Consider the following 25,095-nt stretch of genomic DNA (forward strand, 5'->3'; position numbering starts at 1 on the left):
CCATGTCGGCACACGATCGAGGTCGACGATGCCGATGAAGCGCTCGAACGTGTGCGTGCCGCCGGCATTCCCGTCGAATACGGGCCTGCCGACGAACCGTGGGGCGTGCCGTTTTTACGTCTGCGATCCGTCCGGCAAGCTCGTCAACGTGCTCGCTCACTGCTGACCCGAGGCGGCTTGACGCGCACCGACATGGGCGCGAACCGGCTTGCCAGCGACCGGATCAAGCAGGCTTGTCTGCGCGAGCGATGCAGGACGCCGCCGGCCTGCAACGGGCCTACAACGCGCAGGCATGTACGTACGTGCATGCTTCACGGACGGATGCGGTCCGTGCTTTTCGGCATGTCGCGCTCGGCATGAAAGACCGCCGGGCGCGTGTCCGCTCGCCGTCTATCCGTCGGCCGTGCATGGTCGCGCCATCGCTACCCCCACCCGATACACGAGCGACCATGCCGCGCCGGATACCTGTTGCTACTGGCCGCCACCATACAACTGGTTGAGACGCTGGAGTTCTCCCGACTTCTGCATACGCAGGTATTCATCCTTGACTTGCGCGCGCGTGAGCCCGGTCGGCCCGCCTGCCTGCGAACCGGCGCTGGGCATGCTGCCCATCGACGTCGCGCTGATCGCCGAGTCGGACGGCGTGCTCGACGCTGCCGCGGCACCCTCGTCCTGCGCCCGGGCGAGACCCGACGCACCCAACACACAAATGACGGCCAGTGCCGCCTTGCACATGCTCTTCATCGTGGCACCTCACATGAAAAAGCGATGCAACAACAACGACGCGGATCCGCATCGTCCGCGTATGTCGACACGCCGCATGCATGCGGCTGCCTTCGTCGCGCTCACCTGCATCGTGACGCGCGACGTGCCGGCATCCGCGGCCGACAGGCCTGCGCCTGCTACGCCCGCATGCGTCATGTCGATCCTCCCCCGGCAATTCCCCAACGTTTCCGGCGACTGATGCATCGGCATGCGCCGCTTCGCACCGGACAAAATCCCCATGCCGAACGCAGCAGCGGGTTCGTCACGCAAATACAGCCGGAATGGCGGAATGATAGAACTCGCATGCCGGTTTAACGCCCTCTCGAAAGGGGGTAATTGCCGTCGTTGTCATGTGGAATGTCTACACTGAACAGGTATCGCGGAACGTGTGAAGTCGTGCGTCTCGCCCCGGCCCGCGAGCGAATCCGGTGCATGTTCGAGGAGCGCATTCATGTCTGACAAACACGTCGCGCTTGCGAGTCATATTCGTCGGCTCTGTTCGCTTGCCGTCGAGCCGCGCTTGGTCATTCCTCATGTGATTGAGGCGGCCCGGCACATCGTCGGTGCCGATTGGGGCATGTTCTTCTATGCCGACGAGCACTACGCGGTGTCGGACGTGTGCAGCGAAAACGATGTGGTCTACACGTTGTTGCCGACGTATTTCGCGAACATCCACAACACGTCCCGGCAGGAGGTGCTGGGCATCACGTTTTCCGACGCGATGCGTCGCGGGCGCGGTTTCGACAACAGCGCGCACTACGACGATGCACTGCTGTCGAGCGAGATGTATGTGGACCTGTGGCGGCCGGTGTCGATGCGCCACTGTCTCGAGCTGACCGCGACGGATGGCACGCGCGGCTGGGGCAGCCTGCTGCTGTCGCGCGCACCAGGCGGCCGTCCGTTCTCGGACAAGGACCATCGCGACATCGAACCCGTGGCACGGCATCTTGCCCATGCGCTGTCGCGGCCCGTGCAGCCCATGCTGCACGAATCCGAATGCAGCGAGTCCGCGATCATGGTGGTCGACGACGACGGCCGGCTCCTGCTGCACAACGCAGACAGCATCCGGATGCTGTCGCTCGCAACCGGCGAGCCGCGCGCGTTTTATCATCACGAGCGCTTGCCGGATTGGCTCGCTCCGCTGCGGTCGAACATCAACCGCATCTGGCTTGGTTACCCGGCGCCACCCGCGACGCTCGAGCGTCGCAACCATGCGGGGCGTTTCCGCTTCAAGGCCTATCGATGTACCGACGCGGTCGCATTGCAACGCGATGCCGCGATCGTCATCTATATCGAACACTTTCCGCCGCTCAGCCTGATGGTCGAACGCCTCGGTTTCGCGTTCGGCCTGACCGAGCGGCAACGCGAACTCTGCGTGCCGCTCGTGCTGGGCCACTCGCACAGCGAGATTGCGCGTGATTTCGCGCTGCGCGACAGCACGGTCGTCGATCACGTTCGCAAGATCTATCGCCGGCTCAACGTCCACAATCATGACGAATTGCGCAGCGTGTTTCGAGCCGGGAGGCTCGACTAGGTTTTGAGGCGCGCGGCGCGGCACGCCTGGTGCGGCTCGAATCACGCCGCACGCTGTTTGCGCGCGACGTTGCGCCTGGCGTTTCGTTACAGCGCGCGCGCGATCGCCTGCTCCAGCAGCGACAGGCCGAGATCGATCTCTTCCTCGCTGACGGTCAGCGGCGGCGCGATCCGGAACACGCCGCCCATGCCGGGCAACTGCACGATGTTCATGCTGAGTCCGAGGTTCATGCACTCGCGCGTGATCTTCGCGCCGAGGCCGTCCGCCGGTTCCTTCGTCCGGCGATCCTTGACGATCTCGACGCCGAGCAGCAAGCCGCGCCCGCGCACGTCGCCGATGCAGTCGAAGCGTTCCATCAGGTCGAGCAGGCCGCGCCGCAGTCGGTCGCCCATCACGTTCGCGCGCTGGACGAGGCCGTCGCGCTGCACCACGTCGAGCACGCGCAGGCCGACCGCGGCGGGCAGCGGATCCGATACGTGCGTCGTATAGAACAGGTAGCCGAGCTCGTGCGCGCGTTCCTCGATCGCGGCGGACGTGACGATGGCCGCGAGCGGCAGCCCGGCGCCGAGCGTCTTCGACAGCGTGAGGATGTCGGGCGTCACGCCGTCGCGCTGGCACGCGAACATCGTGCCGGTGCGCCCGACGCCCGTCTGCGCTTCGTCGAGGATCAGCAGCATGCCGCGCGCCTCGCACTTGCGCTTGAGCGCCGCCATGTAGCCTTCCGGCAATTCGATGATGCCGCCCGAGCTGAGGATAGGCTCCGCGATGAACGCGGCGAGGTTGCCGCTCGACTGGCGGTCGATCAGGTCGAACGCGTAGTCGAGTTCCGCGAGATAGTCGTACGCGCCGTTGTGCTCGAAGCGCGGCCGGTACGTGAACGGTGCCGGAATCGCGAACGAGCCGACGGCGGCCGGGCCGACGCCTTTGCGCCCGGCGCTGTACGTGGCGGACGCCGCGGCGCCCGTCATCCCGTGCCACGACTGCGCGAAGCCGACGATCTCATACTTGCCGGTGACGAGCTTCGCCATCCGGATCGCCGCTTCGTTCGATTCCGCGCCGGTGCTCAACAGCAGCGCGCGGTCGAGCCCCGGCGGCGTGATGTCGGCGAGGCGCGTGGCAAGGTCGACGACCGGACGCGACAGCATGCCGCTGAACAGGTGGTCGAGCTTGCCCGCGTATTCGCCGATCACGGAGACGATCTCCGGATGGCTGTGGCCGAGCACCGCGCTCATCTGGCCCGACGTGAAGTCGAGGATCGCGCGGCCGTCCGCGTCGTAGACGAAGCTGCCTTGCGCGCGCTCGATGATCATCGGCTCGAACGTGCCGCCGTAGCGGATCAGGTGCTGTCTGGCGTTGCGCCAGAAGGTTGCGTCGTCGTTCAGGGACATCGGGCTTCTCCGGGCAAGGGCAGGGATCGCTTGCAGTCTAGGTGCCGGTCTGGTTTTATGGAAACGAATAATGCTTATGCAAGGTAGAAAAGGAGCTAATACCTTGGGACGCTCGCTTGAAATCGACCTGCTGCGCTCGTTCGTCGTGATCGCCGAAGTGCGCTCGCTCAGCCGCGCGGCGGCGCGGGTCGGCCGCACGCAGTCCGCGCTGAGCCAGCAGATGCGGCGGCTCGAGGAGGTCGTCGATCAGCCGCTGTTCCAGCGCACCGGCCGCGGCGTGCTGCTCACGCATCCCGGCGAGCGGCTGCTCGCGCATGCGCAGCGGATCCTGAGGCAGCACGACGAGGCGATGGCCGACCTGTGCGGCACGGGGTTGTCGGGCAGCATCCGCTTCGGTTGCCCGGACGATTACGCGGCCGTGTTCCTGCCGTCGCTGTTGCGGCAGTTCTCGAACCAGCATCCGCAGGCGATCGTCGAAGTCGTGTGCGGGCCGACGCCGCGCTTGCTCGAGCAACTCGACAAGCGGGCGGTCGATCTGGCGATGATCTCGTTGCCGGACGACGACGGGGCGGCCGATGATTTCATCCGTCGCGAGCAACTGGTCTGGATCGGCTATCCAGGGTTGGATGCCGCGCAGTTCGATCCGTTGCCGCTCGCGCTGTCGGATCCCGATACGCTCGATCACATCGCGGCCTGCGAAGCGCTCGATCGAGCGGGGCGCGATTATCGCGTCGCGTATGCGAGCAGCAGTCTCGCGGGGCTGACCGCGCTGGTGCGCTCGGGGCAGGCGTTCGCGGTGATGACGCAAACGGCGGTGCCCGCGGATCTGGCGATACTCGCCGGCGATCGCGGGTTGCCGCCGTTGCCGGCGGTGGGGATTACATTGAGGTTCGACCGGAAGCGGCCGTCGCATCTGACCGTGGCGTTTGCGGAGCATATTCGGGCGGTGTTGCCGGTGCTGTGAGGGCGACCGGGACATCTGCCCGGTCGGCCGATCAGCGGTCTCGCTTCATGGCGATGCGTACGCACCAGTCAGTTTGATTGCCGTTGATGCGTCTCGCGCATCGCTCTACATCGAATCCTGATTAGAGATAACGCACGATCGCGATCGAAGATGGAGAAGGCTCGCCGGCTTGTTCGCCGCTGGATTGGCAAAGCCGGGTTCGACGGGAGTTCGGTGTCGAATGGCCGGAGGTGATTCTCGATACGCCAAATATTACAAAATCAAATCTCAACGATATTTATGAAATAAAAAATAAATGTTGAAGTTTGCTTAATGAAATTAAATGGCGCAAAAAATACCGGCCATAGACTTCTTGATGACTCGTATATCAATCTTTGACGCGGAATATTGTTGTTTTGGAGATTACGTACATTCTCACGACTTGTTGATTTGGCTAGAATTGCGACGGCATAAAACGGGGAGCCGTCCCCGTGAGAGCGCGGGCCGCTGCGGGCTTGCAAAAACAAGAAGACGGATAATTAATGAACATGACCGAAGTGGTTCAGGCAATTCGTGGCGGCCTGATCCAGCAAGATCGCTTGCTCAAGACGAGTATTCCGGCGTTGCCAGAGAACGCACTCGTCCCGCGGCGTGCCATGACCCGTGCCGACCTCGGCCGCGACTTCAGTGTCACCCTGGATATGGTATCCGCGGCTGGCGACATCGAGCTCAAGGCGCTGATCGCACAACCGATGACGCTTTGGATTCAGCAAGCGAACAAGTCTTATCTGCCGATCAACGGATACATCCACACCGCTCGCAGGCTGGGGGCTGACGGTAGTCTGTCGAGCTATCAACTGGCTTTCGCATCGTGGATGCATTTCCTCAAGTTCCGCAGCGACATGCGGTATTGGCAGGACAAGAGTGTCGATGCCGTCATCACCGACGTATTCAATGCACATCCGCAAGCTCGCGGGCAGTTCGAATTCGCATTGCGCAAGCCACTACCTGCGCGTTCATACTGCCGCCAGAGCGAGACCGACTGGAACTTCGTCCATCGCTTGATGGAAGAAGAAGGCCTGTTCGGTTTCTGGCGGCAGAGCCAGGACGGGAACGCCCACCGGCTGGTCGTGACGGATGACATTTACTCGCTCGACGAGATGTCTCCGCATTCGGTCAGGTTCTCGAGGTCAGGCATCGGCGGCGAAACCAACACGTTCACGCAGTGGGCGGGATCGCGTACCTTGCAGAGTACGGTTCACACGACGCGTACGTTCGACTACAAGGCGCCATCGTCGCTCGTCAATCCCAAAGGCACGACATTGCCGACGATGTCCGGCCAGGGGGATTTGCCGGAGCAGGCCGAAGTCTACGAATACACGGGCGCGTATACCTACCTGGACCGGAATCGTGGCGAGCATCTTTCGAAGATGCACCTCGAGGAATGGGAGTCGCGGGCCAAGCGATTCTTTGGTGCCGGCAGTGTGCGGGCGATCGACGCCGGGTGCCGCTTCGTGTTGACGGGGCATCCTGAACACGAGCGCGATCCTGCCGGTCAACGCGAATTTGCTGCGATCAAGGTACAGCGGTATATCGAGAACAATTTGCCGCTCTCGAATCATGAGGCGAGCTTTCCGTACAGCCTGCAGGCCGAACTGACGCAGGCCAAGCGCGGGCAAGCGGGTGGCGTCGTTACGCATGCCGACGGTTCAGCCGGCTTTTATCTGGTCGAAGTCGAGGCGCAGCGTGTGATGGTCCCGTATCGGAGTCCGTTCGAGCACAAGAAGCCGCAGATGGAACTGGAGACGGCAATCGTCGTCGGGCCGCAGGGCGAAGAGGTGTACACCGACGCACTGAACCGGGTCAAGGTCATGTTCGTCTGGGATCGGCAGAACTCGGGAGACGTGAACGCATCGTGCTGGGTGAGGGTTGCGCAGTCGGATACGGGCGGAGGCTACGGTAGCGTTCATATTCCGCGAGTTGGTGAAGAGGTGCTCGTCGGCTACATAGGTGGCGACTGCGACAGGCCTATCGTGCTGCATCGCGTGTACAACGGGAACGTGCAGCCGCAGTGGCACAGCAACGGCATCTTGTCGGGCTATCGGTCGAAGGAGTATGCGGGCGCTGGTTACAACGAGATGGTTCTGGACGATGCGACCGCGCAGAACCGGGTTCGACTGTTCAGCAGCAGTTCGAACACGTTGCTTCATCTCGGCTATCTCGTCGATCAGGATGGCAACACTCGGGGCCCCTATATTGGTAGCGGCTTTGATTTGAAATCGGATGCCCACGGTGCGATTCGCGCGGCACAGGGCCTTTTCGTGTCCAGCTACGACGCCTCGGTCAAGCAGCCAATGGACGCACGTCATGCAACCGGGCCGCTCGTCAATGCACAAGGCGTGGTCCAGTCGCTTTCAGGTGCAAGCGTCAGGTCTCAAGCGGAAAGTCTCAATCCAGGCGGTGAAGCGTTGCGTGCATTCACCGACGCGACGCAGTCGAGCGTGGCCGGTACCTCTGCCGGCGGTCGAACCGCCGGTGGCGGTGTCGGCAGTGCGAACGGTTTCAAGGCGCCCATCATGTTGTTCGCGAGCCCGGCCGGCATCGCGACGTCGACTCAACAGTCGACGCAGATCGCGGCGGATCAGCACGTGAATGTCGTCAGTGGCGAAAGCACGCATCTGGCTGCGGGGAAATCACTGGTCGCAAGCGTTGCCGAAAAAATCAGCCTGTTCGTCAAGAACGCGGGGATGAAGCTGTTCGCAGCGAAGGGCAAGGTGGAGATCCAGGCGCAATCAGACAACGTCGAAATTATCGCCGATCAGGTGCTGAAGTTGATCAGCGCGAAGCAGCGGATCGAGATCACCGCAGCCGAAGAAATTGTATTGAACGCACGCGGTAGCTACATTCGAATCAGCGGTGCGGGAATCGAGCAAGGCACTCCCGCACAATGGACGGCGTATGCGGGCAATCATGCGCTGCCGGGGCCCAAGTCGCTACCTGTCGTCGTGCCCGGCTTCGATATGCCGAAGGCGTTCAGTAACCGGCTGGATGTCTACGATGTCTACTGGCAGAGAGCGTTCGGTGATGTGGAGTACACGGCGCGGCGGGAGAATGGCGACATTGTCGCGCAGGGGGCGCTGGACGAGCATGGTCGCACGTCGCGCCTGACGACGGACCAGCCAGAGACGCTCCAGGTACTCGTCGGTACTCAGGGCTCGTGGCTTGTCGAATGCGTCACGCCATCGGCCACCGATTCTGACGAGGTTATTTCAGACGACCCGAACCACTACGTCAATCAAAGCGCCTGACTGCCATCCGCCTTCATCCGAATAAACCATGAACACCCGGGACAACAACACCGATCCGCTGTCAGCCGTGACGGTCTATTTCAAGGACCATTTCGGTCAGCCGATCCAGGATTTGAAGATCGAAATCAAGGGGATGGAAGACCGTGCGAACCACGTCTATCACACCGCATCGACGAATGCGCAGGGCGCCATCCAGTTCTCGGTCCAGATGGGTGCAGCGCTATCCGTGCACGTGAAACGCTGGACCAGCGACACGATGAAGGAGGTGGCGCGACTCAACGCGTCTTTGTCCGAGATCTGCTTCAATCTGACGAGCCCGAAGACGAAGCATGACCTGCCGACCAAGGTCGACGATACGTCGAAAGGCGACTACTGGCGTGGCACGTACATTGTCAAGGCACACGACAACCTGACGACGATCGCGAAGAAGTATCACACGAGTGTTGATTTGCTCAAGCGCGTGAACCGACTGAAATCGGACCTCATTATGGTCGGTCAGAAGCTGAAGGTGCCGCCTGTCGAGTCGCGGAAATCTGACGAGCCTACGCCAAAGAAGCCCAGCCCAAAGGGTAGCCCGCCACACGACGACCACCCGAACAATGACCGTGGGGCGCCGACGTCGACGCCGCGTCAGGGTGCTGCACCGATCATCTTTCCGATACAGAGCCGTCCACTCAATGATGAAGGCGGTAAATACGGTACGGCGTCGTGCGACTACACGTGGACCAAACCGTTGCATGGCGGCGGCCATGAGCAGCCCAGATTCGGGGCCAATCGAGGGGGCGGCCGCAAGCACGCGGCTCGCGATCTATACGTGCAGGCGCACACGCCAATCGTCGCAATTGCACCTGGTGTCGTCATCAAGCGCGAGATGTTCTATTGCCAGACGTGGCAGATCAGTATCCACCACAAGACTTCCGACGGTCGCGAATTTATCGTCCTGTACGGAGAAGTCGATCCATCGTCGGCTACGGTGAAAGTTGGAGACACGGTCAGTCAGGGGCAAGTCATTGCGAACAGCGGTGTGCTGCTGAGGGATAACGGCGCACCGGTGCATATCGTAGGTAGCGAAAACGTGTCGATGCTCCATTTCGAAGCATATTCAGGTGCGCTTGGATTTGATCCGCATGCCAAATTGAATGGGAAGGCGGTGGGTGGACCATTCCAGCGGCGTGCCGATCTGATGGATTCGCTGGCGATTCTTCAGGAGGGCTACAAAGCTACATTCCTGGATGCGTTGCCGCTGAAACCTGTCGGCCAGCGTATCCCGATAGCCCAACTGAAGACGTCGGATCAAGGCAAGGCATTTATCAAGGGTTGGGAGGGGGTGCACTACGACACCTCGAAGGCGAACACCTACTATTACAACGACAGCAAGGGCTACTGCACGGTCGGTTGGGGGCATCTGATTGCCGAAAGTAGCTGCGCGGCGAACGGATACATCGCGATGTCAAGCAAGATAACTGTTGCCGAGGCGCAGACGTTGTTCGACGACGACGTCGCGGTGTTCGAGGGGCGCGTCAAGAATGCGATCAGCGTGCCGCTCTATCAGCATGAATACGATGCGCTTGTCTCCCTTGCCTTTAACATGGGCAGCCTCGGCAAGGCCCCCAATCTGTGCCGAAAATTGAATGGTGGAGACTACGCCGGCGCGCCCGTGGAGTTCCTCGATATCGAAAACAAGACGCGTCGGGAACGTGAGCACGATATGTTCTGCCAGGGCACGTACAATTCCAACCATTGAACGAACGACGTCGAATTTCGCCATGAAGAAACTCAAGCAGTGTCTACTCCTTTTGATGTCGGTACTTCTGTTGCCGGCCTATGCCGCTGCTCAGGACACGTATCGCATGACGGGGGCAGCCCAGTTCGAACAGGGCAGTGATACGCATAACCTGCCATTTCCGGTCAATCCGCTGACGGCGGGATCCCTCACGTTCGATGGCAGCGCGTTCGTCTTTCATTACACCGGGCACAGTTGCAGCGTAAAGGTCGACAAGAAGATGAAGTTCTATGTTGACCCGGTTATCTCGCACTCCTTTGGCTCGCGAGATAAATTCAATGCCTTTCTGAACACCAAGTTCCATGCGAAAGGTGCGGCGCTGACCGACACCTACATTCTCGGCGATGTCGACGCACCGCTTTGTCAGGGGCTGCGTTCCGCGATGATCTACCAATCGCCGGACGAAATGGTTCTGCTGGACGGCTCCTGGGCGTACCTGTTTGAGCGCCAGACGCACGCGCCCGTCAATGCGGAGCAGAGTTTCGATTGCGGCAAGGCCGGTACGAACGTCGAGCAGCTCATATGCAAGAATCCGGACCTGACCAAGCTGGATGCGACGGTCAATCGCGGCTACGTCGCGATGCTGCTGACTGACTCGAAGGAAATTTCATATCAGGACCCGGTGCGGCAGAATCAAATCAGCTGGATCCGGACTGTGCGGAACACGTGCACTGATGCCGCGTGTTTGCTGAAGGTGTATCGTGCCCGCGTCGCCTACATCAAGGGCAAGATAGCAGCCACCTACCCGTCTTATCCGGAAACCGACTCGAACCAGGACGGCGATTGATGCGCTTGTGCGGCCGCCCAGGCCGCACGAGCCCAATCCGTTCTCCACTCCAGAGGCAGGATGGCACTAACTATCATCGTGGTCGGCGATACGACGTCCCACGGCGGCCGCGTGATCAGCGGCTCGGACATCCATACCATCGGAGGCAAGGCGATTGCTCGCCTGCACGATCTCGTCGATTGTCCGCAAAAATATCCCGACGGCAAACCGCACGGAATCAACAGGATCATCGAGGCGCATCCGACGCTGACGATCGGCGGCGAACGAGTCGCGCTACATGGACACCACACCGAATGCGGTTGCGCATTGATCGGAAGTACCGCCGCGCGGGTAGGAGACTAGCGATGTGCTCGCGCCCGGCTCGCCATGGAACCGCCTGATACGCAGGTGAAATGGATGGCTGACTCGGGACGAGGATGACTTCTGGGTCCCGCAATAACGATGTGTGTCAGAGCGGCCGGTGAGAAAACACGGCTGAAGTGTCGCGATGAAGCAGTTGCATCATCGGATTGATTCTGGTGCCGACGGCGAGACTCGAACTCGCACAGCTTTCGCCACTACCCCCTCAAGATAGCGTGTCTACCAATTTCACCACGTCGGCACTTCAGTACTGCAAGGGCCGCAATTCTATCGTCACATTGCGCGTTTGTGAAGGGGGCATGACACGATTGTGCGGCACGCGAAAGCGATCCCGGTAAAATTGGTGCGATTGATCCGACGATCATCGCAATCGCAACCGCTTTCTCCCCGTGACGACCACTCTCGAACAACTGCAGGCCGGCCAGCTGGCGGGCGCCCGGCAACTCAAGCTCACGTGCGGGCTCACCGAATTCCCGCGCGAAATCCTCGATCTGGCGGACACGCTCGAAGTGCTCGACCTGTCCGGCAATGCGCTGTCCGCGCTACCGGACGATCTGTCGCGGCTGCACCGTCTACGCATCCTGTTCGCGTCGTCCAACCGCTTCACGGAATTTCCGGAAGTGCTCGGCACGTGCACGCAACTCGACATGATCGGCTTCAAGGCGAACCGGATCCGCACGGTGCCGCGCCATTCGCTGCCGCGCGCGCTGCGCTGGCTGATCCTGACCGACAACGCAATCGACGCGCTGCCCGCCGAGATCGGCGCCTGCTCGCGCCTGCAGAAGCTGATGCTCGCCGGCAACCGGCTGCGCGCGCTGCCCGCTGAAATGGCCGCATGCCGCGCGCTCGAACTCGTGCGTCTGTCGGCGAACCGGCTCGACGCGCTGCCGGACTGGCTGCTGCGGTTGCCGCGCCTCGCGTGGCTCGCGGCCGCAGGCAATCCGCTCGGCGCTGCGCCGGAGGCGGCCGCGTCCGCCGAGTCGGGCGTCGCGGACATCGACTGGACGTCGCTCTCCTGCGACCGGAAACTCGGCGAAGGCGCATCGGGCGTCATCTACCGCGCGCAATGGCACGCGGATGGCCAGGCGCCGCGCGCGGTCGCGGTCAAGCTGTTCAAGGGCGCGATGACGAGCGACGGCCTGCCCGATTGCGAAATGGCCGCCTGCCTGCACGCGGGACGCCACCCGAACATGATCCCGGTGATCGGCAAGGTGCGCGGTCATCCGGACGGCACGCACGGCCTCGTGATGGAACTGGTCGATCCGGCACGGACGAACCTCGCCGGGCCGCCGAGCTTCGCGACCTGCACGCGCGATGTCTATGCCGACGATATGCGGTTCACACCGGCGGCCGCGGCGCGGATCGCGCACGGCATCGCGTCGGTCGCCGCGCATCTGCATGCGCGCGGCATCCTGCATGGCGACCTGTATGCGCACAACATTCTGCACGACGGCGAGGGCGGCGCGCTGCTCGGCGATTTCGGCGCGGCGTCGGTCTACGACGTGAATGACCGCGCGCACGCAGCGCGGCTCGAACGGCTGGAAGTCAGGGCGTTCGGCTATCTGCTCGGCGAGTTGCTGGCGCGATGCGAGCCGCGTGCGCGGGAAGGGGCGCACGAACTTGAAGCGCTTGCGGCGGCGTGTCTGAACGAGGACGTCGATGCGCGTCCGTCGTTCGACGCGATTGCGGCTTCACTGGCTGCATCGAAGCGCTGACGAGCCGGACCCGTGGCGGCGCTTACGCCTGCCGCGCGGCCAGCAGCTTGATCCCGAGTCCGACAAACAGCAGCCCGCTCGCGCGCTTGGCCGCGCGCACCCAGGGGCTGACGCCGAAGCCGCGATGGAGCCGGCGCACGCCGAACGAATAGACGCTGTGGACGACGACGACGGTGCAGGCGATCGTCGCGTACATCACGACGAACTGCATCGCGAGCGGACGATCGTGCGCGATGAACTGCGGCATGAACGCCGACAGGAAGATCATCGTCTTCGGGTTGCTGCCCGATACGAACAGCGCTTCACGGAACAGCTTCCTGCGGTCGGGCTCGACGATTGCCGCGTTGCCGTCGGGCGAGCGTTGGCTGCGGCCGCCGCGCAGTTGCCGGATGCCGAGAACGATCAGATACGCCGCACCGACGATCTTCATCGCGACGAACAGCGGCGGCATGGCGGCGAGCACCGCGCCGACGCCGAGCGCGACCAGCATCACCACCACACCCTGCGCGACGAGGTTGCCCGCGATCGTCGCGGCGGTGCCGCGCGTGCCGTAGCGCACTGTATTGCGGATCACGAGCAGCACGTTGGGGCCCGGCGACAGCGTCGTCGCGAGATAGGCTGCGGCAAACAGCATCCAGGTCTGAATGGACATGCGGTGCTCCGGGAGACGGTTTCTGCGATCGGGGTGGCACCGCGCATGATGCCACGGCGCGGGTCACCCCGATGCGCAGCGTCAACGCGCGTCGCGCACGCAGTAAGGGGCGATCGACGACGGCGCATCAATTGCGGCGGGCCGCGTCATCCACGCGATCCACGCCGCCCACAGCCCGCAGACGATCAGCACGGCGACGTTCAGCGGCGTCCGGTAGCGGACGATCAGGTCGGCCAGCGGCAGGCGTTCTTTCATGTTCGTCTCCATCGGTCGTGGCGCTGGTCGCGTTACTGGCCGGCGTACGACGGCGCCTTCGCGTCGCAGGTCACGGACACCGTCGAGCCGTCGGCGAAATGCAGCCGGAACGGAATCTTCGCGCCGGGCGTGACGGGCTGGCTCGGGTCCTCCAGCATCACGTGATAGCTCTTCGGCTTGAACACCAGCGTGCCGTGTGCGGGGACGATGACCGTGTCGACGTGCACCATCTTCGCGGTGCTGCCGTTCGTCAGCGTTTCATGCATCATCGCCATCCCGTATGCGGGGGTGTCGATGCCCGTCAGCGTGGCGGGCGCGTCGCCGTCGTTCTTCAACGTGAAATAGCCGGACGACGGCACCGTTGCCGGCATCGTGCGGATCCAGCATGCGTCGGCCTGTACGGCGGACGCGGCGAACGTGGCGGGCGCTTGCAGCGCGAACAGTGCACACAGCAGGGCGGCCGGAATCGAGCGTTTCATCAGGTGTTCTCCTTATCGAAAGTACGGGGTGCAGAGGGAGCGGCGGTGCGCTCCTGACGGTGTCGGGATGCGTGCGTCACTTCAGCGTGAACGCGTAGTGCCCCTGGGTCCGGTGGCCGTCGCTGGCCACGGCGACCCATGCGACCGTGTAGGTGCCGGCCGTCAGGCTCGTCAGCGCGACGTGCATCCGCTTGCGGTTGCCATCGTCGACGACGGCCTTGCCGGTCGCGACCGACTGGCCGTGGCTGTCGGTCACGGCGATCGAGCTGAATGCCGGTTCCAGTGCTTCGTCGAAATCGATCGTGACGGCTTGCGGTGCGGCGGTGAGCGTGTCGCCGGCGGCCGGCTGCTGCGTTTTCGGAAATGCGTGCGCGTGGGCGGCCTGGACGATGACGAAGGTCAGTGCGGCGACGGCGCCGCGGAAAAGCGTGGCGGTTTTCATGGATTGAGAAAGCTGTTGCGAATCGAGTGGGAGGAAATGTCGTCGAGATGCACGCGAACCCGCAGCAGGGTCTCGATGTGACCGTGCCGGGAGTCGAACGCATCGCCGACGCTGCGGTCGTCGATGGTCAGCGTGACGGGGCGCATGCGATTTCCGGGCAGCACGCATGCGCATGCGCATGCTCATGCGCGGCGGCGGCGCAAGCGCACGGCGCCATGCGGCGCGCGGCAATCAGGGGCGACATGATCGTCCTCGTGAACGTGACACGACACGGGCGCCGGCAGGGCGCGCGCGAACGGCGCGATGCGTTCAGGCATCGCGCGCTGGGCTACGGTTCAGGCGGAGGCGGGTGGGGCGCGCGGCTGCGCGGCCGTGAGCGGCAACGCGCGGCGCAGGCTTTCGAAGCGGGTTGCCGCGCGATGCTGGATGACACGCACATGGGCCGCGAACGTCAGTTCGGGCGCGGGCAGCGTGGGAGTGTGGGTGAGCAGGCTGCAATAGCCGCACGCCTGCAAATGGGCTTGCAGGCTCTTCGATGACGAATGCGTCTGATCGTTGCCGGCAGCCGGGCCGGCCGTGCAGTAACCGGCGAGCAGGGCATCGACGCGGCCTTGCGTCGTCAGCGCCTGCGAGATCGTCGGCGCGAGCGCCGTCATCAGGATGGCGAGCATCCCGATCAGACTGCCGATCTTCCGGAGGCGACGACTGAGCATGCGATGAGCAGCGGCGTGAGGACTGCGATGGGGCGGATTATGCCACGCCCCCCGCGATGCCGGCATCCGCGCATCCACATGCCGGGGATGGCGGGCACGGGCCTGCTACGCGTGCGTCGCCAGATATTTCGTGATCAGCATCATCTGCGCGGCCCAGCCGTGATCGTTCATTTCGCGTGCCTTCGCGCGGCGCGCTTCGATCAGTTGGTCGAACCCCGTTTCGGTGACCGTGAGCCGCGTGCCGCCGTTTTGCTCGGCGATCGAGAACGTGACGAGCGTCATCGGCTCGGCCGAATAGTCGAAGTTCGGATCGATCGCGAATGGATGCCAGCGAAACGAGAACAGTTGCTTCGGCTCGACGCGCTCGACGACGATTTCGAATACAGCGCCCGCATAGGGCTCCTGCGCCTTGGCGACGTCGTCGTCGACGCGGGTCGGCGTGATGCGGCCGAACAGCGGCTGGCCTTCCGTGAACGGCCCGTCGAAGGTGACACCGAACCACGTGCCGAATTCCCCGGAATTGCTGATGGCTTCCCACACGCGCGCCGGCGGCGCGGCGAGCACGGCCTGTTTCTCGATGCGATCGGTTGACTGGGTCATCACATTCTCCCGACGGGCGTGCCCGTCACGGTTGCGGGACGGCGCGCAACGGCGCGCCGCGTTCAGTCGATCATCTCCGCGTCGGGCACGTCGAGCACGACATCCGACGTCGCGACGGCCACGCACGGCAGCGTATAGCCGTCGGCCTTTTCCTCGCGGCTCAGCCCCGGCCATTCGATCGTGTAGCGTACGCTGCCGCTGACGATCCTGCACAGGCAGCTTCGGCACGTGCCGTTGCGGCACGAACGCGGCAGCCTGACGTGCGCGAACGCGGCGGCTTCGAGCAGGGTCAGCGAATCGGGTGCGTCGAACGTCGCGCCGAGCGGCTCGATGCGCACGAGAGGCGGGTGGTCGGGATCGGTCATGGGGCGAAACGGGCGGGGGCAAGGCAAGCGCCAAGCATACCCGAAGCCGCATGCGGCCGGCGCCCGTCGGGCGGCCGGCCGGCGACGTCAATGGCGGCGCAGGTAGCGGTACACGGTATTGCGGGCGAGCCCGAGTTCCCGCGCGGCCGCCGACACGTTGCCGCCGTGCCGCGCGAGCACCGCATCGATCACCGCGGCCTGGTGGCTCTGCAGCGTCGTCGTCTCGCTTGCGTCGGCCGGTTCGGCGGCGGGCGCCGTCGGGACATCGTCGCAGTCGAGCCAGAAATCGTCGGGCAGATGCGCGAGCGCGATCTCGGCTTCGTCTTCGGCGAGCATGCCGGCGGTGCGCAGCACGTTGGTCATTTGCCGCAGGTTGCCGGGCCAGCGGTGGCGCATGAATGCGTCGAGCACGTCGGGCGCGAGACGGCACGGCATCGGCTCGCTGCGCGCGAGCCGCGCGACGATGCGCTCGACCAGCGCCGGCAGGTCGGTCCGGTCGGCCAGCGCCGGCAGCGTGACCGCGAGCCCGTTGATCCGGTAGAACAGGTCTTCGCGGAATGTGCCTTCGGCGATCATCGCGCGCAGGTCGCGGTGCGTCGCGCAGACCACGCGCACGTCGACCGGCACCGCGCGCGCGCCGCCGAGCGGCATCACCGCGCGTTCCTGCAGCACGCGCATCAGCCGGACTTGCTGGGCGAGCGGCATGTCGCCGATTTCGTCGAGAAACAGCGTGCCGCCGTCGGCCTGCGCGATCTTGCCGGGGCTGCCGCGCTTGCGTGCGCCGGTGAAGGCGCCGTCTTCATAGCCGAACAGTTCGGCCTCGATCAGCGAATCCGGCAGCGCCGCGCAGTTCACCGCGACGAACGGGCCGTCCGAGCGCGGCGACGCGTGGTGCAGCGCGCGGGCGAGCCATTCCTTGCCGGTGCCGGTCTGGCCGAGGATCAGCAGCGGCAGGTCGCGTCCGCGGATCTTCGCGACGCGTTCGAGCACGGCAGCCATGCGTGCGTCGCCGGTGTCGAGCGTCGCGAACGTGATTGCATCGGGATCCGGCGCGGGCACGCGCGCGGCGGGCGCGGGCGGTGTGACGGCGACCGTCGTCTTGTGCGCTTCCGCGAATTCGCAGCGCGCGAGCACGCGCACGCCGGTCGACAGCGTCAGGCGGAACGATGCACCGGGCGCGCGCGCCGCTTGCTGGGCGAGCTGGCCGAACTGCATGCCGAACAGCGCATCGCAGCCTTGATGCTGCAATGCATCGAACGTTGCGCCGAGCTGGAATTGTGCGCTGCGGTTCGCGGCGATCAGCCCGCCGTCCGGGCCGAATGCGACGAGTCCGGCGAACAGCGAGTCGACGCAATCCTCGTGTGCGTGAAAGCGCAGCCGCAGCGCCTGCGCGCACTGGTTCGCGAACAGATGGTTCTCGATCAGCTGCGCGGACATCCGCACCAGCGCGAGCGTATGGGAGCTGAACCCGCGCGGGTCGCCGCTTACGTCGAGCGCGCCGAGCGTGCGGCCGAATGGATCAATGATCGGCGCGCACGAGCAGGTGAGGATGTGGTTGGCGCGCAGGAAGTGTTCGGCGCCGTGTACCGCGACGGCCTGGCCGGACGCGAGTGCGGTGCCGATTGCGTTGGTGCCGCGTGCGCCTTCGGCCCACGATACGCCGTTGCACAGCGCGACGCGGTTCGCTTTCTCGATGAAGTCCGCGTCGCCGATGCTGTGCAGGATCACGCCGTCGGCATCGGTGAGCACCACGAGGCTTTGTGTGTCGGCGATCTGTGCGTGGAGGTCCTCCATCACCGGGCGCGCGTGCGCGAACAGTGAATGGTTGGTGTCGAGCAGTTCGCGCAGTGCGAGCCGCGACAGCGGTGAGAAATCGGGGCGCTCGTTCGCGCGCAGGCCGACCGCGGTCGAACGCGCATGGGCCTGCGCGAGCAGGTCGATGCGGCCCGTGGTGGCGGGCAGCACGAAAGATTGAGGCATGCCTTGTCTCCTGTCGGCCAGAGTTAGCGCTTCAGCGCTTACTCTGGTCCCATGCTTCGCGGTCGGCCCAGGTCGGCACTTCAGCGCTTACTCTGGTCCCATGCTTCGCGGTCGGCCCAGGTCGGCACTTCAGCGCTTACTCTGGTCCCATGCTTCGCGGTCGACCCAAGTTGGTGCTTCCGCACCGCAACAACCCAAACCTTGGTCGCCGTCTCGATATCGCACCATCATACAAGCGCCGCGCGCGTTGCGCGACCGCGAACAAAATCCCCTTGCTTTTAAGCGTGCGCCTGCAATGATTGAAACGGAACACGCACGCGTCGTGTTCCGCATCGCAACATGCATGCGACGTGACATGCATCCGTTCGGGAGACGCATCATGGTTCGAACGGAACTAAGAGTCGTGCTGGCGGCCATCGCCACCTTCATCATGCTGGGCGGCATCGCCGTGGCGATCCACGGTTTGCTGTTCGATCTGAGCACCGCGGTTCGATACGGGGCCGCCGCCATCGCGGTGGGCGCCACGACCGCAGCGATCTCGCTGAACATCTGGCCGACCGACCCTCACTGACGCCGTTTGACTGATGGTGCCGGATGCCGCGCAGGTCAGACGAAATGCGCGTCGGAACGACGCACATCGCAAATTTTGCCTCTTGCGTGAAACCGTCTAAAGTGAAGGCAACCGGCATGCATTGTCCGCGCCATACCCCCGCGCATCGTGCCTCTGTCGGTCAGCCCGCGTACATTTTCGTCCGGCCGGTAGCGGACGACGGACGCGGTCATTCGCTTTCTACCGGCGATAGGCGGCTCCCATGCAGATCCATTTCACGAACGAGAAGCCCGAATATTCGGGGCGCGATTTGATGCTCGGGTTCATGGCGTTGGTCAATGGCGAGCGTGTCCAATGTCAGATCACAGCCGAGGCGCTGGAGGACCATTTCGGTGCGGCATCGCCGCGCTTCGAGGACATGGTCGGTGCGTACGATCAGCATCGTGAACGTATCGAGGCGGCCGCACGGCGGCTGTTGTCCGAAACGCGTGCGCAATGCGTGACGCTGCGTAGCGGCTACGTGCGCTTCTACGAAGCGAACTGGCGCTGAACCGGACGACCGGGCAGCGACTGTGCGGGCGCCGGTTACCGGCGCCCGTGTCATATCGGCGCATGCGTGCCGGGTCGTGCGCACGCGCGACGCTGCGCGCGTCGCCTCCCTCTGCGTCTGTCATGCCGCACCGGTGAGCGCATACGCGCCACCGGCTTCGCCGTGCGTTCGCGCGATGCGCGCGAAGCCCGTTTCGGCGAGATGCATGCCCGCAATCAACAGGTTGTCCGAGGCCGCTTTGGCGAGCGTGGTCGCGCGCGTCACGACGGCCAGCGCCGGATCGTGATCGAACGCGATCGACACGTCCGGACGCATGACCTGAATCGGTGCGAAGTGCACGAGATCGCCCCAGATCAACAGACGTTCGTCATGCGATTCGACCCGATACCCCGTATGACCGGGCGTATGTCCCGGCAGCGGCACCGCGGCGATGCCGGGCAGCACGTCGCCCGCTTCGATGGCGCGCAGCCGGGGGCGACAGGCATCGAACGCGCGCCGCGCGATCCGGAAATTGCCGCGGGCCCGTTCGTTGGCCTGCTCGAACGCTGCGTCGTCCAGCCAGAACGCAAGCTCCCGTTCGTGAATGAGCACCTCCGCGTGCGGGAAGGCCGGTTGCCCGTCCGCGTCCAGCAGGCCGCCGATGTGGTCGGGGTGTGCGTGCGTCAGCAGGATCGTGTCGATGTCGCGCGCGTCGATGCCGGCTTGCGCCAGCGACGGCATCAGCAGGCCGCCCCAGTTCCGGATGCCGCCGGCACCGGTGTCGACGAGCACGGTACGGCCGTTCCCGCGGATCACGTAGCAGTTGATATTGACGCTCGACGGTGCGGCGATGCCCGCGCGATGCATGATGCCGGTCGCGTCGTCGACCTCGATGTTCGACAGCAGGTCGAGGCCGGCGGTCAGCGTGCCGTCGCTGATCGCGACGACGGAGAAATCGCCGACCTGACGGCACGGAAACGGGAGGCGGGGAAGGGAGGCGCTCATGGCTCAATGTCGGGCGTGAAGGTGGTCGGCGTCGTAGCCGAAGCAGCGGATGCGCGCGACGCATCCGGTGTGGCGAAGCATCTCGCGATCGAGCGAGACCATGAAACGGTCCATTAATTCAGCGGTACGAAACGGTTGGATGCGATAGCGGATTTCGGCGCTGACGGGATGTCCGCAGCCGTGCCGGACCGGAACGTGGATGACGTGGACCGTGCCGGGTGCGGCCTGCAACACGTCGGTACAGAGCGTCGTGCAGGCCGACGACAACGCGTCGAGCGCGGCGTTCGACGGCATGTTCGCTTCCGCGATGAAAATCGTGACGCTGGGCATGGCAGGCCCCCTCAGCGTGCAGCCGGGCTGACGAGCGGCTCGCCCATCGGCGCATAGAGCCGGATCGCGGCACCGGATGCCTCGGACGCGTGCCGCGCCTGATCGTGATCGAGGACGGCCAGCCACCGGGATGCCGGCTGATGGTCCAGCGCGACAGCGTGAATGACTGTAGCGGCGATGCCCGCCTGCGCGAACGGAGCCGCGTTTTCGCAAACGGCCAGCCATTGATGACCGGCGACGACCGGCGCGGGTGCCGCGCTGTCGTACACGTTGCGTCGCCACTCGACGATGTGCGGCTGCCAGCGCGCGAAGTTGCCGCCGCCGTTGTCGCGATACGCGGCCGACGCCAGCACGTCGGCGCTGTCGATCGTGTGCAGCGCGAGGTAGACGGGGCCGTCGCCGCCGGCGGCGCGCAAGCGTTGCGACGTGCGAAAACCCGGCACGGAGATCAGCGCGGGAAGCTTGATCCGGCTGTAGAAGTCGTTCCATTCGGCTTCGGTCGCGGGATCGGCGAAGCTGCATTCAACGGCATAGATCATGACACCTCCAACGGGGTAGCGAGCGGCCTTCGGCACCTATTGCCGCTCGACGGGTTGAGTTTTTGTCATGATAATTAGCCATAGAACGGGCGAAAAACGATGATTCATCACCGTTCATTGATCTTTGGTCAAGCTTCGGCCGACCACCGCAGAACCGGGAGCAATCGTGACGCGACGCAGGATTCCGAGCAATTCGGCATTGATGGCATTCGAGGCCGCGGCGCGGCATGGCAGCTTCGCGCGTGCCGCCGACGAACTGGCGTTGACGGAAGGGGCGATCAGCCGGCAGATCGGCCGGCTCGAGGCGTTTCTGGGCGTCGCGCTGTTCGAGCGGGTCGGCAACCGCGTGCGGGTGGCGCCGAACGGCGTGCGCTACGCGGCGCAGGTTCGCGAAGTGCTGGACCGGCTCGAGCGCGACAGCCAGTACATGATGGGGCAGCCCGGTGACGGCGGCAGTATCGACATTGCGGTGACGCCGACGTTCGCGACACGCTGGCTGATTCCGCGGCTCGCGCGGTTTCAGGCGCAGCATCCGAACATCACGGTGCATTTCGCCGATCGCGCCGAGCCGTTCGTGCTGGCCGGCAGCGGTTTCGATGCAGCGATTCACTTCGAGCATCCGGCATGGGCCGGCATGCATACGTACCGGTTGTGCGAGGAGGTGCTCGTGCCGGTCTGCCATCCGTCGCTGCTCGCCGGCGGGGATCCGGACGCGCTGCTCGGCACGCTGCCGCGCCTTCACAAGCGCCAGACGCCCGATGCGTGGTCGGCGTACGTGCACGAAACGGGGTTGCCGGTGAGCAATCCGGCCGCCGGCGCGCGCTACGATCTTTACTCGATGCTGATCGCGGCCGCCGTGGCCGGGCTGGGCGTCGCGCTGGTGCCGCGGCTGTATGTCGGCGCCGAGCTCGAGCAAGGCATGCTCGCGGCGCCCTGGCCGGACGGCCGCGACGTGGTCAAGCGGTTCTGTCTCGTGCTGCCGGATGCACTGGAACTTGGCGAAGGGCCGCTGCAGACCTTCACACGCTGGGTGCTCGGCGAGGCGCAGGCGTGATCGGGTATCGTCGGCGCTGCACGCGCACTCAAACGAAAACGCCACCCGAAGGTGGCGTTGTTTCATCGTGCATCGCGCCGGGGCGCGTGCATCACTCGCTGCCGAGGTAGAAGAAGCGGAACAGGAACACGGCCGCGATGATCCACACGATCGGCTTGACCGAGCGGGCCTGGCCCGTCAGCAGCTTGAGGCCGCCGTATGCGATGAAGCCGAAGGCGACGCCGTTCGCGATCGAGTACGTGAACGGCATCAGCAGCGCGGTCAGCGCGGCCGGCACGGCTTCGGTCGCGTCGTCCCACGGCACGTCGACCATCTCGCGCAGCATCAGGCACGACACGTACAGCAGCGCGGGCGCGGTCGCGTAGGCCGGTACGACACCGGCGAGCGGGGCGATGAACAGGCACGCGAGGAACAGCACGGCGACGGTGAGCGCGGTCACACCCGTCCGTCCGCCAGCCTGCACGCCCGACGCGCTTTCGATATACGCGGTGGTCGACGACGTGCCGAGGATCGAGCCCGCGACGATCGCGGTGCTGTCGGCGAGCAGCGCCTTGTTCAGGCGGTTCATCTTGCCTTCGACGAGCAGGCCCGCGCGATTCGCGACGCCCATCAGCGTGCCGGTCGCATCGAACAGCTCGACGAGGAAGAACACCAGGATCACGTTGATGATGCCGGTCGACAGGGCGGCGCGGATGTCGAGCTTGAACAGCGTCGCGTCGATCGACGGCGGCGCGGAGAACACGCCGTGGAACTGGTTGTCGCCGAAGAAGAACGACAGGATCGTGACGCCGATGATGCCGATCAGGATCGCGCCGCGCACGCGCAGGTGGTCGAGCGTGACGATCGTGAAGAAGCCGATGATCGCGAGGATCGTGTCGTGCTTGTGCAGGTCGCCGAGCGCGACGAGCGTGGCCGGGTTGCCGACGATCACGCCGGACGTCTTCAGCGAGATGATGCCGAGGAACAGCCCGATGCCGGCGGTGATCGAGATGCGCAGCGATCTCGGAATGCCGTTGACGATCGCCTCGCGCACGCGGAACAGCGTGACCAGCAGGAACAGGCAGCCGGAGATGAACACCGCACCGAGCGCGGCCTGCCACGTGAAGCCCATCCCCTTGACGACCGTGTACGCGAAATACGCGTTCAGGCCCATGCCGGGCGCACACGCGATCGGGTAGTTCGCGTACAGCCCCATGATGATCGACGCCAGCGCCGCGACGAGGCAGGTCGCGACGAACACGGATTCCTTCGGCATGCCGGCGTCGCCGAGGATCGCGGGGTTGACGAAGATGATGTAGGCCATCGTCAGGAACGTGGTGACGCCCGCGAGTATTTCGGTGCGGAAGTCGGTGCCGGCTTCAGCGAAGCCGAAATACCGCTTGATGGATTCCATGAAGGCGTTTCTCCGGTCGGGTTGTCGTGTTGCTTGTTATGCCGAATTGTTGTAAAGGCAGCGCGCGGCCGGCTTACTGTAACCAGCCACTATTGCCGAACTATCGGCGGATTGTAATAGCGCGGATAGCTCGGACGATATAGTCGTGGGGCTCGATCGGCTGCGCTCGCGCGGACGGTCAGGCAGCCCTGCCGCGCGAGGAAGGCGCGCATTTTACCGGTTCGCGCGAAGCGGGCAGGTGGAAACGATGGAAACGGTTCGAAAGCGGGGGGGCCGGTATCGGCCGATGCGGGCGCAACGAGATGGCGCCTGCATGTGGCGCGGCTGCCACGTGATGACATGTGACTGAAACGGAGCGCCCGCATGCTGGGCGAACGCGGCGCACATGCGAGGTACGCGTGAACGCGCGAGCGTGGCCGCGGCGAATGCGCAGCGGCGTGCATCGGCCATTCGTCAGTCCAGGCGGTTGCAGCGATCGGGCTATCGTGCGCCGAAGCCGTTCCGTGCGCAACTGTCATTTCGTGATGCGGGTCCGACTGTGGTTTCTGTGTAAAAGATTGCAAGACCCCATCGCATAAACCGGCAACTCTTTCTAGGATAGATACACCGCGCACACACGCCGGCCGGTTGTTGCCGACGCGGGGGAGTCGCAGTCCGTGCGGGTCAGGCGGTGAAGTGCGGTGACGGTCGCTGCGCGTTCGGGCAGGCGCGACCGATTGCGATTGCCCGATGCGGGTTCGTCCGTAATCACGGAGGTCAGCATGTTGAACTGGATCAGTCGTTGGGCGATGCGGCACGCTCCCACGCCGGAAAAAACCGCTGCGTCGATGCTCGTGACGGCGCGTATGGAACTGTTCGCAGCCGAACAGCGCGTCATCGATGCGAAATTACAGGCGGATTACTGGCGCACACGTGTGTCATTTCTCGAGGAGGTGCAAAAGCAAGGCATCGACCCGTGGGTGACCTCGCAGGCGGCGCAACGCCCCGATCTCGATTCCACGCCTCGCAGCACGGGCCCGCGTCTCGCCGCCAGCACCTGATACCCTCGATGCATTCGAGGGCCGCGCACGGCGCGCGATCGCTCGCGGCACGCACGCGCGTGCCGCGTCATTCGATGCGCACCTGCGACGCATTGCGCCGCGGGTGCGTCCGTTTCCACGGGCTGTGATCGCGCGCATTGCGTGACACCCGTTCTGCGCGTGAGCGCGCATCATCATTCTTCCGTTCTCCGCCATCGTCCGACGAGCAAACGTTGCACTTGCGCGAGCGTGCGCTTGAGCCGTTCGCCGCGTCGCACGTAGGCGAGCGTGATCGATGCTTCGGCCGATCGTGCGTCATCGGTGCCGAGCCAGATGCGATCGCCGCGTGCGATGCGCAGCACGTCGCCGGGTTGCACCCAGTAGTCGTCGACGCTCGGCGGACGCGTGACCCACAGTGGCGCGCCGTGCGCGCGAATTTCCGCATCGCCGGGCGCACGCCAGGTGAGTGTCGTGCGCGGCGCAACCGCGAAACGGATCACGACGGTCGGTAACGCGATCGTGCCGGTGCGGCGCAGATCGGGACGGTCGAACAACGGGCTTGCCTGGTCCATCGTCTTCTCCATTCATTGAGCCGGACGGATGACGT

28 protein-coding genes, 1 tRNA gene and 1 pseudogene are annotated in these 25,095 nt (G+C 64.5%); 13 read left to right on the forward strand and 17 right to left on the reverse strand.

Annotation, left to right across the window (positions count from 1 at the left end):
• Positions 1–12 precede the first annotated feature (12 nt).
• Positions 13–166 (forward strand): annotated as a pseudogene (locus BX604_RS14195) (VOC family protein); the annotation flags it as partial.
• Positions 167–471: 305 nt separating this feature from the next.
• On the opposite strand, the gene BX604_RS39590 reads toward BX604_RS14195, so the two are convergent.
• Positions 472–603: a hypothetical protein gene (locus tag BX604_RS39590; protein ID WP_257146316.1), complete on the reverse strand. Its 132-nt coding sequence runs from the start codon at positions 601–603 to the stop codon at positions 472–474.
• Between BX604_RS39590 and BX604_RS39595 the strand changes: the two genes are divergently transcribed.
• On the forward strand, positions 602–964 hold the full coding sequence (locus BX604_RS39595; protein ID WP_257146317.1) for a hypothetical protein: 363 nt from the start codon (positions 602–604) through the stop codon (positions 962–964). The two genes, BX604_RS39590 and BX604_RS39595, sit on opposite strands and share 2 nt — an antisense overlap.
• Positions 965–1,216: 252 nt before the next feature.
• Entirely contained in the window at positions 1,217–2,299 is a 1,083-nt protein-coding gene (locus tag BX604_RS14205) for a helix-turn-helix transcriptional regulator (protein ID WP_098551347.1), read from the forward strand.
• Positions 2,300–2,385: 86 nt separating this feature from the next.
• Here BX604_RS14205 and BX604_RS14210 read toward each other — a convergent pair whose 3' ends face one another.
• Complete coding sequence (locus tag BX604_RS14210) at positions 2,386–3,687, reverse strand: aspartate aminotransferase family protein (RefSeq protein WP_098551348.1); 1,302 nt, start codon at positions 3,685–3,687, stop codon at positions 2,386–2,388.
• Between the two features lie 76 nt (positions 3,688–3,763).
• Between BX604_RS14210 and BX604_RS14215 the strand changes: the two genes are divergently transcribed.
• The 5 genes from BX604_RS14215 to BX604_RS14235 all read left to right on the forward strand — a co-directional run bounded on the left by BX604_RS14215 (position 3,764) and on the right by BX604_RS14235 (position 10,850).
• Complete coding sequence (locus tag BX604_RS14215) at positions 3,764–4,651, forward strand: LysR family transcriptional regulator (RefSeq protein WP_179894803.1); 888 nt, start codon at positions 3,764–3,766, stop codon at positions 4,649–4,651.
• 521 nt (positions 4,652–5,172) lie between these two features.
• Positions 5,173–7,938: a type VI secretion system Vgr family protein gene (locus tag BX604_RS14220; RefSeq protein ID WP_098551350.1), complete on the forward strand. Its 2,766-nt coding sequence runs from the start codon at positions 5,173–5,175 to the stop codon at positions 7,936–7,938.
• A gap of 28 nt (positions 7,939–7,966) precedes the next feature.
• On the forward strand, positions 7,967–9,682 hold the full coding sequence (locus tag BX604_RS14225) for a glycoside hydrolase family protein (RefSeq protein WP_098551351.1): 1,716 nt from the start codon (positions 7,967–7,969) through the stop codon (positions 9,680–9,682).
• A gap of 22 nt (positions 9,683–9,704) precedes the next feature.
• Positions 9,705–10,508 (forward strand): lysozyme inhibitor LprI family protein, encoded by an 804-nt coding sequence (locus BX604_RS14230; RefSeq protein WP_098551352.1) that lies wholly within the window; start codon positions 9,705–9,707, stop codon positions 10,506–10,508.
• 60 nt (positions 10,509–10,568) lie between these two features.
• Positions 10,569–10,850 (forward strand): PAAR domain-containing protein, encoded by a 282-nt coding sequence (locus tag BX604_RS14235; protein ID WP_098551353.1) that lies wholly within the window; start codon positions 10,569–10,571, stop codon positions 10,848–10,850.
• Positions 10,851–11,024: 174 nt separating this feature from the next.
• Here the strand turns inward: BX604_RS14235 and BX604_RS14240 are convergent.
• Positions 11,025–11,109, reverse strand: a tRNA-Leu gene (locus BX604_RS14240).
• A 148-nt stretch (positions 11,110–11,257) separates the two neighbouring features.
• On the opposite strand from BX604_RS14240, the gene BX604_RS14245 reads away from it, so the two are divergent.
• On the forward strand, positions 11,258–12,583 hold the full coding sequence (locus tag BX604_RS14245; protein WP_098551354.1) for a leucine-rich repeat-containing protein kinase family protein: 1,326 nt from the start codon (positions 11,258–11,260) through the stop codon (positions 12,581–12,583).
• 22 nt (positions 12,584–12,605) lie between these two features.
• Here BX604_RS14245 and BX604_RS14250 read toward each other — a convergent pair whose 3' ends face one another.
• The 9 genes from BX604_RS14250 to BX604_RS14285 all read right to left on the reverse strand — a co-directional run bounded on the left by BX604_RS14250 (position 12,606) and on the right by BX604_RS14285 (position 18,069).
• Positions 12,606–13,235 (reverse strand): LysE family translocator, encoded by a 630-nt coding sequence (locus tag BX604_RS14250; RefSeq protein ID WP_098551355.1) that lies wholly within the window; start codon positions 13,233–13,235, stop codon positions 12,606–12,608.
• An 81-nt stretch (positions 13,236–13,316) separates the two neighbouring features.
• Positions 13,317–13,490 (reverse strand): hypothetical protein, encoded by a 174-nt coding sequence (locus BX604_RS38960; protein WP_175777121.1) that lies wholly within the window; start codon positions 13,488–13,490, stop codon positions 13,317–13,319.
• 32 nt (positions 13,491–13,522) lie between these two features.
• On the reverse strand, positions 13,523–13,969 hold the full coding sequence (locus tag BX604_RS14260; protein WP_098551357.1) for a copper chaperone PCu(A)C: 447 nt from the start codon (positions 13,967–13,969) through the stop codon (positions 13,523–13,525).
• 76 nt (positions 13,970–14,045) lie between these two features.
• Positions 14,046–14,411: a copper resistance CopC family protein gene (locus BX604_RS14265; protein WP_098551358.1), complete on the reverse strand. Its 366-nt coding sequence runs from the start codon at positions 14,409–14,411 to the stop codon at positions 14,046–14,048.
• Complete coding sequence (locus BX604_RS38965; RefSeq protein WP_179894804.1) at positions 14,408–14,557, reverse strand: hypothetical protein; 150 nt, start codon at positions 14,555–14,557, stop codon at positions 14,408–14,410. Before BX604_RS38965 ends, BX604_RS14265 begins: the two co-directional genes overlap by 4 nt.
• Positions 14,558–14,746: 189 nt before the next feature.
• Positions 14,747–15,124 carry a DUF2946 domain-containing protein gene (locus BX604_RS14270; RefSeq protein ID WP_098551359.1) on the reverse strand — a complete coding sequence of 126 codons (378 nt, stop codon included), beginning with the start codon at positions 15,122–15,124 and terminating at the stop codon, positions 14,747–14,749.
• A gap of 105 nt (positions 15,125–15,229) precedes the next feature.
• Entirely contained in the window at positions 15,230–15,724 is a 495-nt protein-coding gene (locus tag BX604_RS14275; RefSeq protein WP_098551360.1) for an SRPBCC family protein, read from the reverse strand.
• Positions 15,725–15,786: 62 nt separating this feature from the next.
• Positions 15,787–16,089 (reverse strand): 2Fe-2S iron-sulfur cluster-binding protein, encoded by a 303-nt coding sequence (locus BX604_RS14280; protein ID WP_011659384.1) that lies wholly within the window; start codon positions 16,087–16,089, stop codon positions 15,787–15,789.
• 87 nt (positions 16,090–16,176) lie between these two features.
• Positions 16,177–18,069 (reverse strand): sigma-54-dependent Fis family transcriptional regulator, encoded by a 1,893-nt coding sequence (locus BX604_RS14285; protein WP_098551361.1) that lies wholly within the window; start codon positions 18,067–18,069, stop codon positions 16,177–16,179.
• 379 nt (positions 18,070–18,448) lie between these two features.
• On the opposite strand from BX604_RS14285, the gene BX604_RS14290 reads away from it, so the two are divergent.
• Both BX604_RS14290 and BX604_RS14295 read left to right on the forward strand, forming a co-directional pair.
• Positions 18,449–18,640, forward strand: coding sequence for a DUF2964 family protein (locus BX604_RS14290; protein WP_098552873.1), 192 nt, complete (start codon positions 18,449–18,451; stop codon positions 18,638–18,640).
• A 241-nt stretch (positions 18,641–18,881) separates the two neighbouring features.
• Positions 18,882–19,169 (forward strand): DUF1488 domain-containing protein, encoded by a 288-nt coding sequence (locus tag BX604_RS14295; protein ID WP_096501666.1) that lies wholly within the window; start codon positions 18,882–18,884, stop codon positions 19,167–19,169.
• 120 nt (positions 19,170–19,289) lie between these two features.
• Here BX604_RS14295 and BX604_RS14300 read toward each other — a convergent pair whose 3' ends face one another.
• The 3 genes from BX604_RS14300 to BX604_RS14310 are packed head-to-tail and all read right to left on the reverse strand — an operon-like array spanning position 19,290 to position 21,022.
• Complete coding sequence (locus BX604_RS14300; protein ID WP_098551362.1) at positions 19,290–20,153, reverse strand: MBL fold metallo-hydrolase; 864 nt, start codon at positions 20,151–20,153, stop codon at positions 19,290–19,292.
• Between the two features lie 3 nt (positions 20,154–20,156).
• The gene (locus BX604_RS14305) at positions 20,157–20,483 is read right to left on the reverse strand and encodes a hypothetical protein (RefSeq protein ID WP_098551363.1); all 327 of its coding nucleotides are present in this window, start codon (positions 20,481–20,483) and stop codon (positions 20,157–20,159) included.
• A gap of 11 nt (positions 20,484–20,494) precedes the next feature.
• Positions 20,495–21,022: a sugar ABC transporter gene (locus BX604_RS14310; protein WP_098551364.1), complete on the reverse strand. Its 528-nt coding sequence runs from the start codon at positions 21,020–21,022 to the stop codon at positions 20,495–20,497.
• A gap of 202 nt (positions 21,023–21,224) precedes the next feature.
• Here BX604_RS14310 and BX604_RS14315 point away from each other — a divergent pair, with 202 nt between their 5' ends.
• On the forward strand, positions 21,225–22,076 hold the full coding sequence (locus tag BX604_RS14315) for a LysR substrate-binding domain-containing protein (protein WP_098551365.1): 852 nt from the start codon (positions 21,225–21,227) through the stop codon (positions 22,074–22,076).
• 91 nt (positions 22,077–22,167) lie between these two features.
• Here BX604_RS14315 and BX604_RS14320 read toward each other — a convergent pair whose 3' ends face one another.
• Positions 22,168–23,469 carry an NCS2 family permease gene (locus BX604_RS14320; protein ID WP_098551366.1) on the reverse strand — a complete coding sequence of 434 codons (1,302 nt, stop codon included), beginning with the start codon at positions 23,467–23,469 and terminating at the stop codon, positions 22,168–22,170.
• Positions 23,470–24,230: 761 nt separating this feature from the next.
• On the opposite strand from BX604_RS14320, the gene BX604_RS14330 reads away from it, so the two are divergent.
• A complete protein-coding gene (locus BX604_RS14330) occupies positions 24,231–24,509 on the forward strand; it encodes a hypothetical protein (RefSeq protein WP_006480752.1) in 279 nt (92 codons plus the stop codon).
• 173 nt (positions 24,510–24,682) lie between these two features.
• Here BX604_RS14330 and BX604_RS14335 read toward each other — a convergent pair whose 3' ends face one another.
• Positions 24,683–25,060 carry a DUF2917 domain-containing protein gene (locus BX604_RS14335; RefSeq protein ID WP_098552874.1) on the reverse strand — a complete coding sequence of 126 codons (378 nt, stop codon included), beginning with the start codon at positions 25,058–25,060 and terminating at the stop codon, positions 24,683–24,685.
• Positions 25,061–25,095: the final 35 nt, after the last annotated feature.

It is taken from the genome of Burkholderia sp. JKS000303 (assembly GCF_002563755.1).
Lineage (GTDB): Bacteria > Pseudomonadota > Gammaproteobacteria > Burkholderiales > Burkholderiaceae > Burkholderia > Burkholderia anthina_B.

Bases quoted from the DNA above. Each gene is read 5' to 3' on its own strand.
- BX604_RS14300 (WP_098551362.1), bottom strand. From the start codon at position 20,153: ATGAGCGCCTCCCTTCCCCGCCTCCCGTTTCCGTGCCGTCAGGTCGGC.
- BX604_RS14205 (WP_098551347.1), top strand. From the start codon at position 1,217: ATGTCTGACAAACACGTCGCGCTTGCGAGTCATATTCGTCGGCTCTGT.
- BX604_RS14250 (WP_098551355.1), bottom strand. From the start codon at position 13,235: ATGTCCATTCAGACCTGGATGCTGTTTGCCGCAGCCTATCTCGCGACG.
- BX604_RS14305 (WP_098551363.1), bottom strand. From the start codon at position 20,483: ATGCCCAGCGTCACGATTTTCATCGCGGAAGCGAACATGCCGTCGAAC.
- BX604_RS39590 (WP_257146316.1), bottom strand. From the start codon at position 603: ATGCCCAGCGCCGGTTCGCAGGCAGGCGGGCCGACCGGGCTCACGCGC.
- BX604_RS14285 (WP_098551361.1), bottom strand. From the start codon at position 18,069: ATGCCTCAATCTTTCGTGCTGCCCGCCACCACGGGCCGCATCGACCTG.
- BX604_RS38960 (WP_175777121.1), bottom strand. From the start codon at position 13,490: ATGAAAGAACGCCTGCCGCTGGCCGACCTGATCGTCCGCTACCGGACG.
- BX604_RS14310 (WP_098551364.1), bottom strand. From the start codon at position 21,022: ATGATCTATGCCGTTGAATGCAGCTTCGCCGATCCCGCGACCGAAGCC.
- BX604_RS14260 (WP_098551357.1), bottom strand. From the start codon at position 13,969: ATGAAACGCTCGATTCCGGCCGCCCTGCTGTGTGCACTGTTCGCGCTG.
- BX604_RS14275 (WP_098551360.1), bottom strand. From the start codon at position 15,724: ATGACCCAGTCAACCGATCGCATCGAGAAACAGGCCGTGCTCGCCGCG.
- BX604_RS14295 (WP_096501666.1), top strand. From the start codon at position 18,882: ATGCAGATCCATTTCACGAACGAGAAGCCCGAATATTCGGGGCGCGAT.
- BX604_RS14330 (WP_006480752.1), top strand. From the start codon at position 24,231: ATGTTGAACTGGATCAGTCGTTGGGCGATGCGGCACGCTCCCACGCCG.
- BX604_RS14290 (WP_098552873.1), top strand. From the start codon at position 18,449: ATGGTTCGAACGGAACTAAGAGTCGTGCTGGCGGCCATCGCCACCTTC.
- BX604_RS14280 (WP_011659384.1), bottom strand. From the start codon at position 16,089: ATGACCGATCCCGACCACCCGCCTCTCGTGCGCATCGAGCCGCTCGGC.
- BX604_RS14315 (WP_098551365.1), top strand. From the start codon at position 21,225: ATGGCATTCGAGGCCGCGGCGCGGCATGGCAGCTTCGCGCGTGCCGCC.
- BX604_RS14215 (WP_179894803.1), top strand. From the start codon at position 3,764: ATGCAAGGTAGAAAAGGAGCTAATACCTTGGGACGCTCGCTTGAAATC.
- BX604_RS14225 (WP_098551351.1), top strand. From the start codon at position 7,967: ATGAACACCCGGGACAACAACACCGATCCGCTGTCAGCCGTGACGGTC.
- BX604_RS14235 (WP_098551353.1), top strand. From the start codon at position 10,569: ATGGCACTAACTATCATCGTGGTCGGCGATACGACGTCCCACGGCGGC.
- BX604_RS38965 (WP_179894804.1), bottom strand. From the start codon at position 14,557: ATGCGCCCCGTCACGCTGACCATCGACGACCGCAGCGTCGGCGATGCG.
- BX604_RS14270 (WP_098551359.1), bottom strand. From the start codon at position 15,124: ATGCTCAGTCGTCGCCTCCGGAAGATCGGCAGTCTGATCGGGATGCTC.
- BX604_RS14265 (WP_098551358.1), bottom strand. From the start codon at position 14,411: ATGAAAACCGCCACGCTTTTCCGCGGCGCCGTCGCCGCACTGACCTTC.
- BX604_RS14220 (WP_098551350.1), top strand. From the start codon at position 5,173: ATGAACATGACCGAAGTGGTTCAGGCAATTCGTGGCGGCCTGATCCAG.
- BX604_RS14210 (WP_098551348.1), bottom strand. From the start codon at position 3,687: ATGTCCCTGAACGACGACGCAACCTTCTGGCGCAACGCCAGACAGCAC.
- BX604_RS39595 (WP_257146317.1), top strand. From the start codon at position 602: ATGCTGCCCATCGACGTCGCGCTGATCGCCGAGTCGGACGGCGTGCTC.
- BX604_RS14335 (WP_098552874.1), bottom strand. From the start codon at position 25,060: ATGGACCAGGCAAGCCCGTTGTTCGACCGTCCCGATCTGCGCCGCACC.
- BX604_RS14230 (WP_098551352.1), top strand. From the start codon at position 9,705: ATGAAGAAACTCAAGCAGTGTCTACTCCTTTTGATGTCGGTACTTCTG.
- BX604_RS14320 (WP_098551366.1), bottom strand. From the start codon at position 23,469: ATGGAATCCATCAAGCGGTATTTCGGCTTCGCTGAAGCCGGCACCGAC.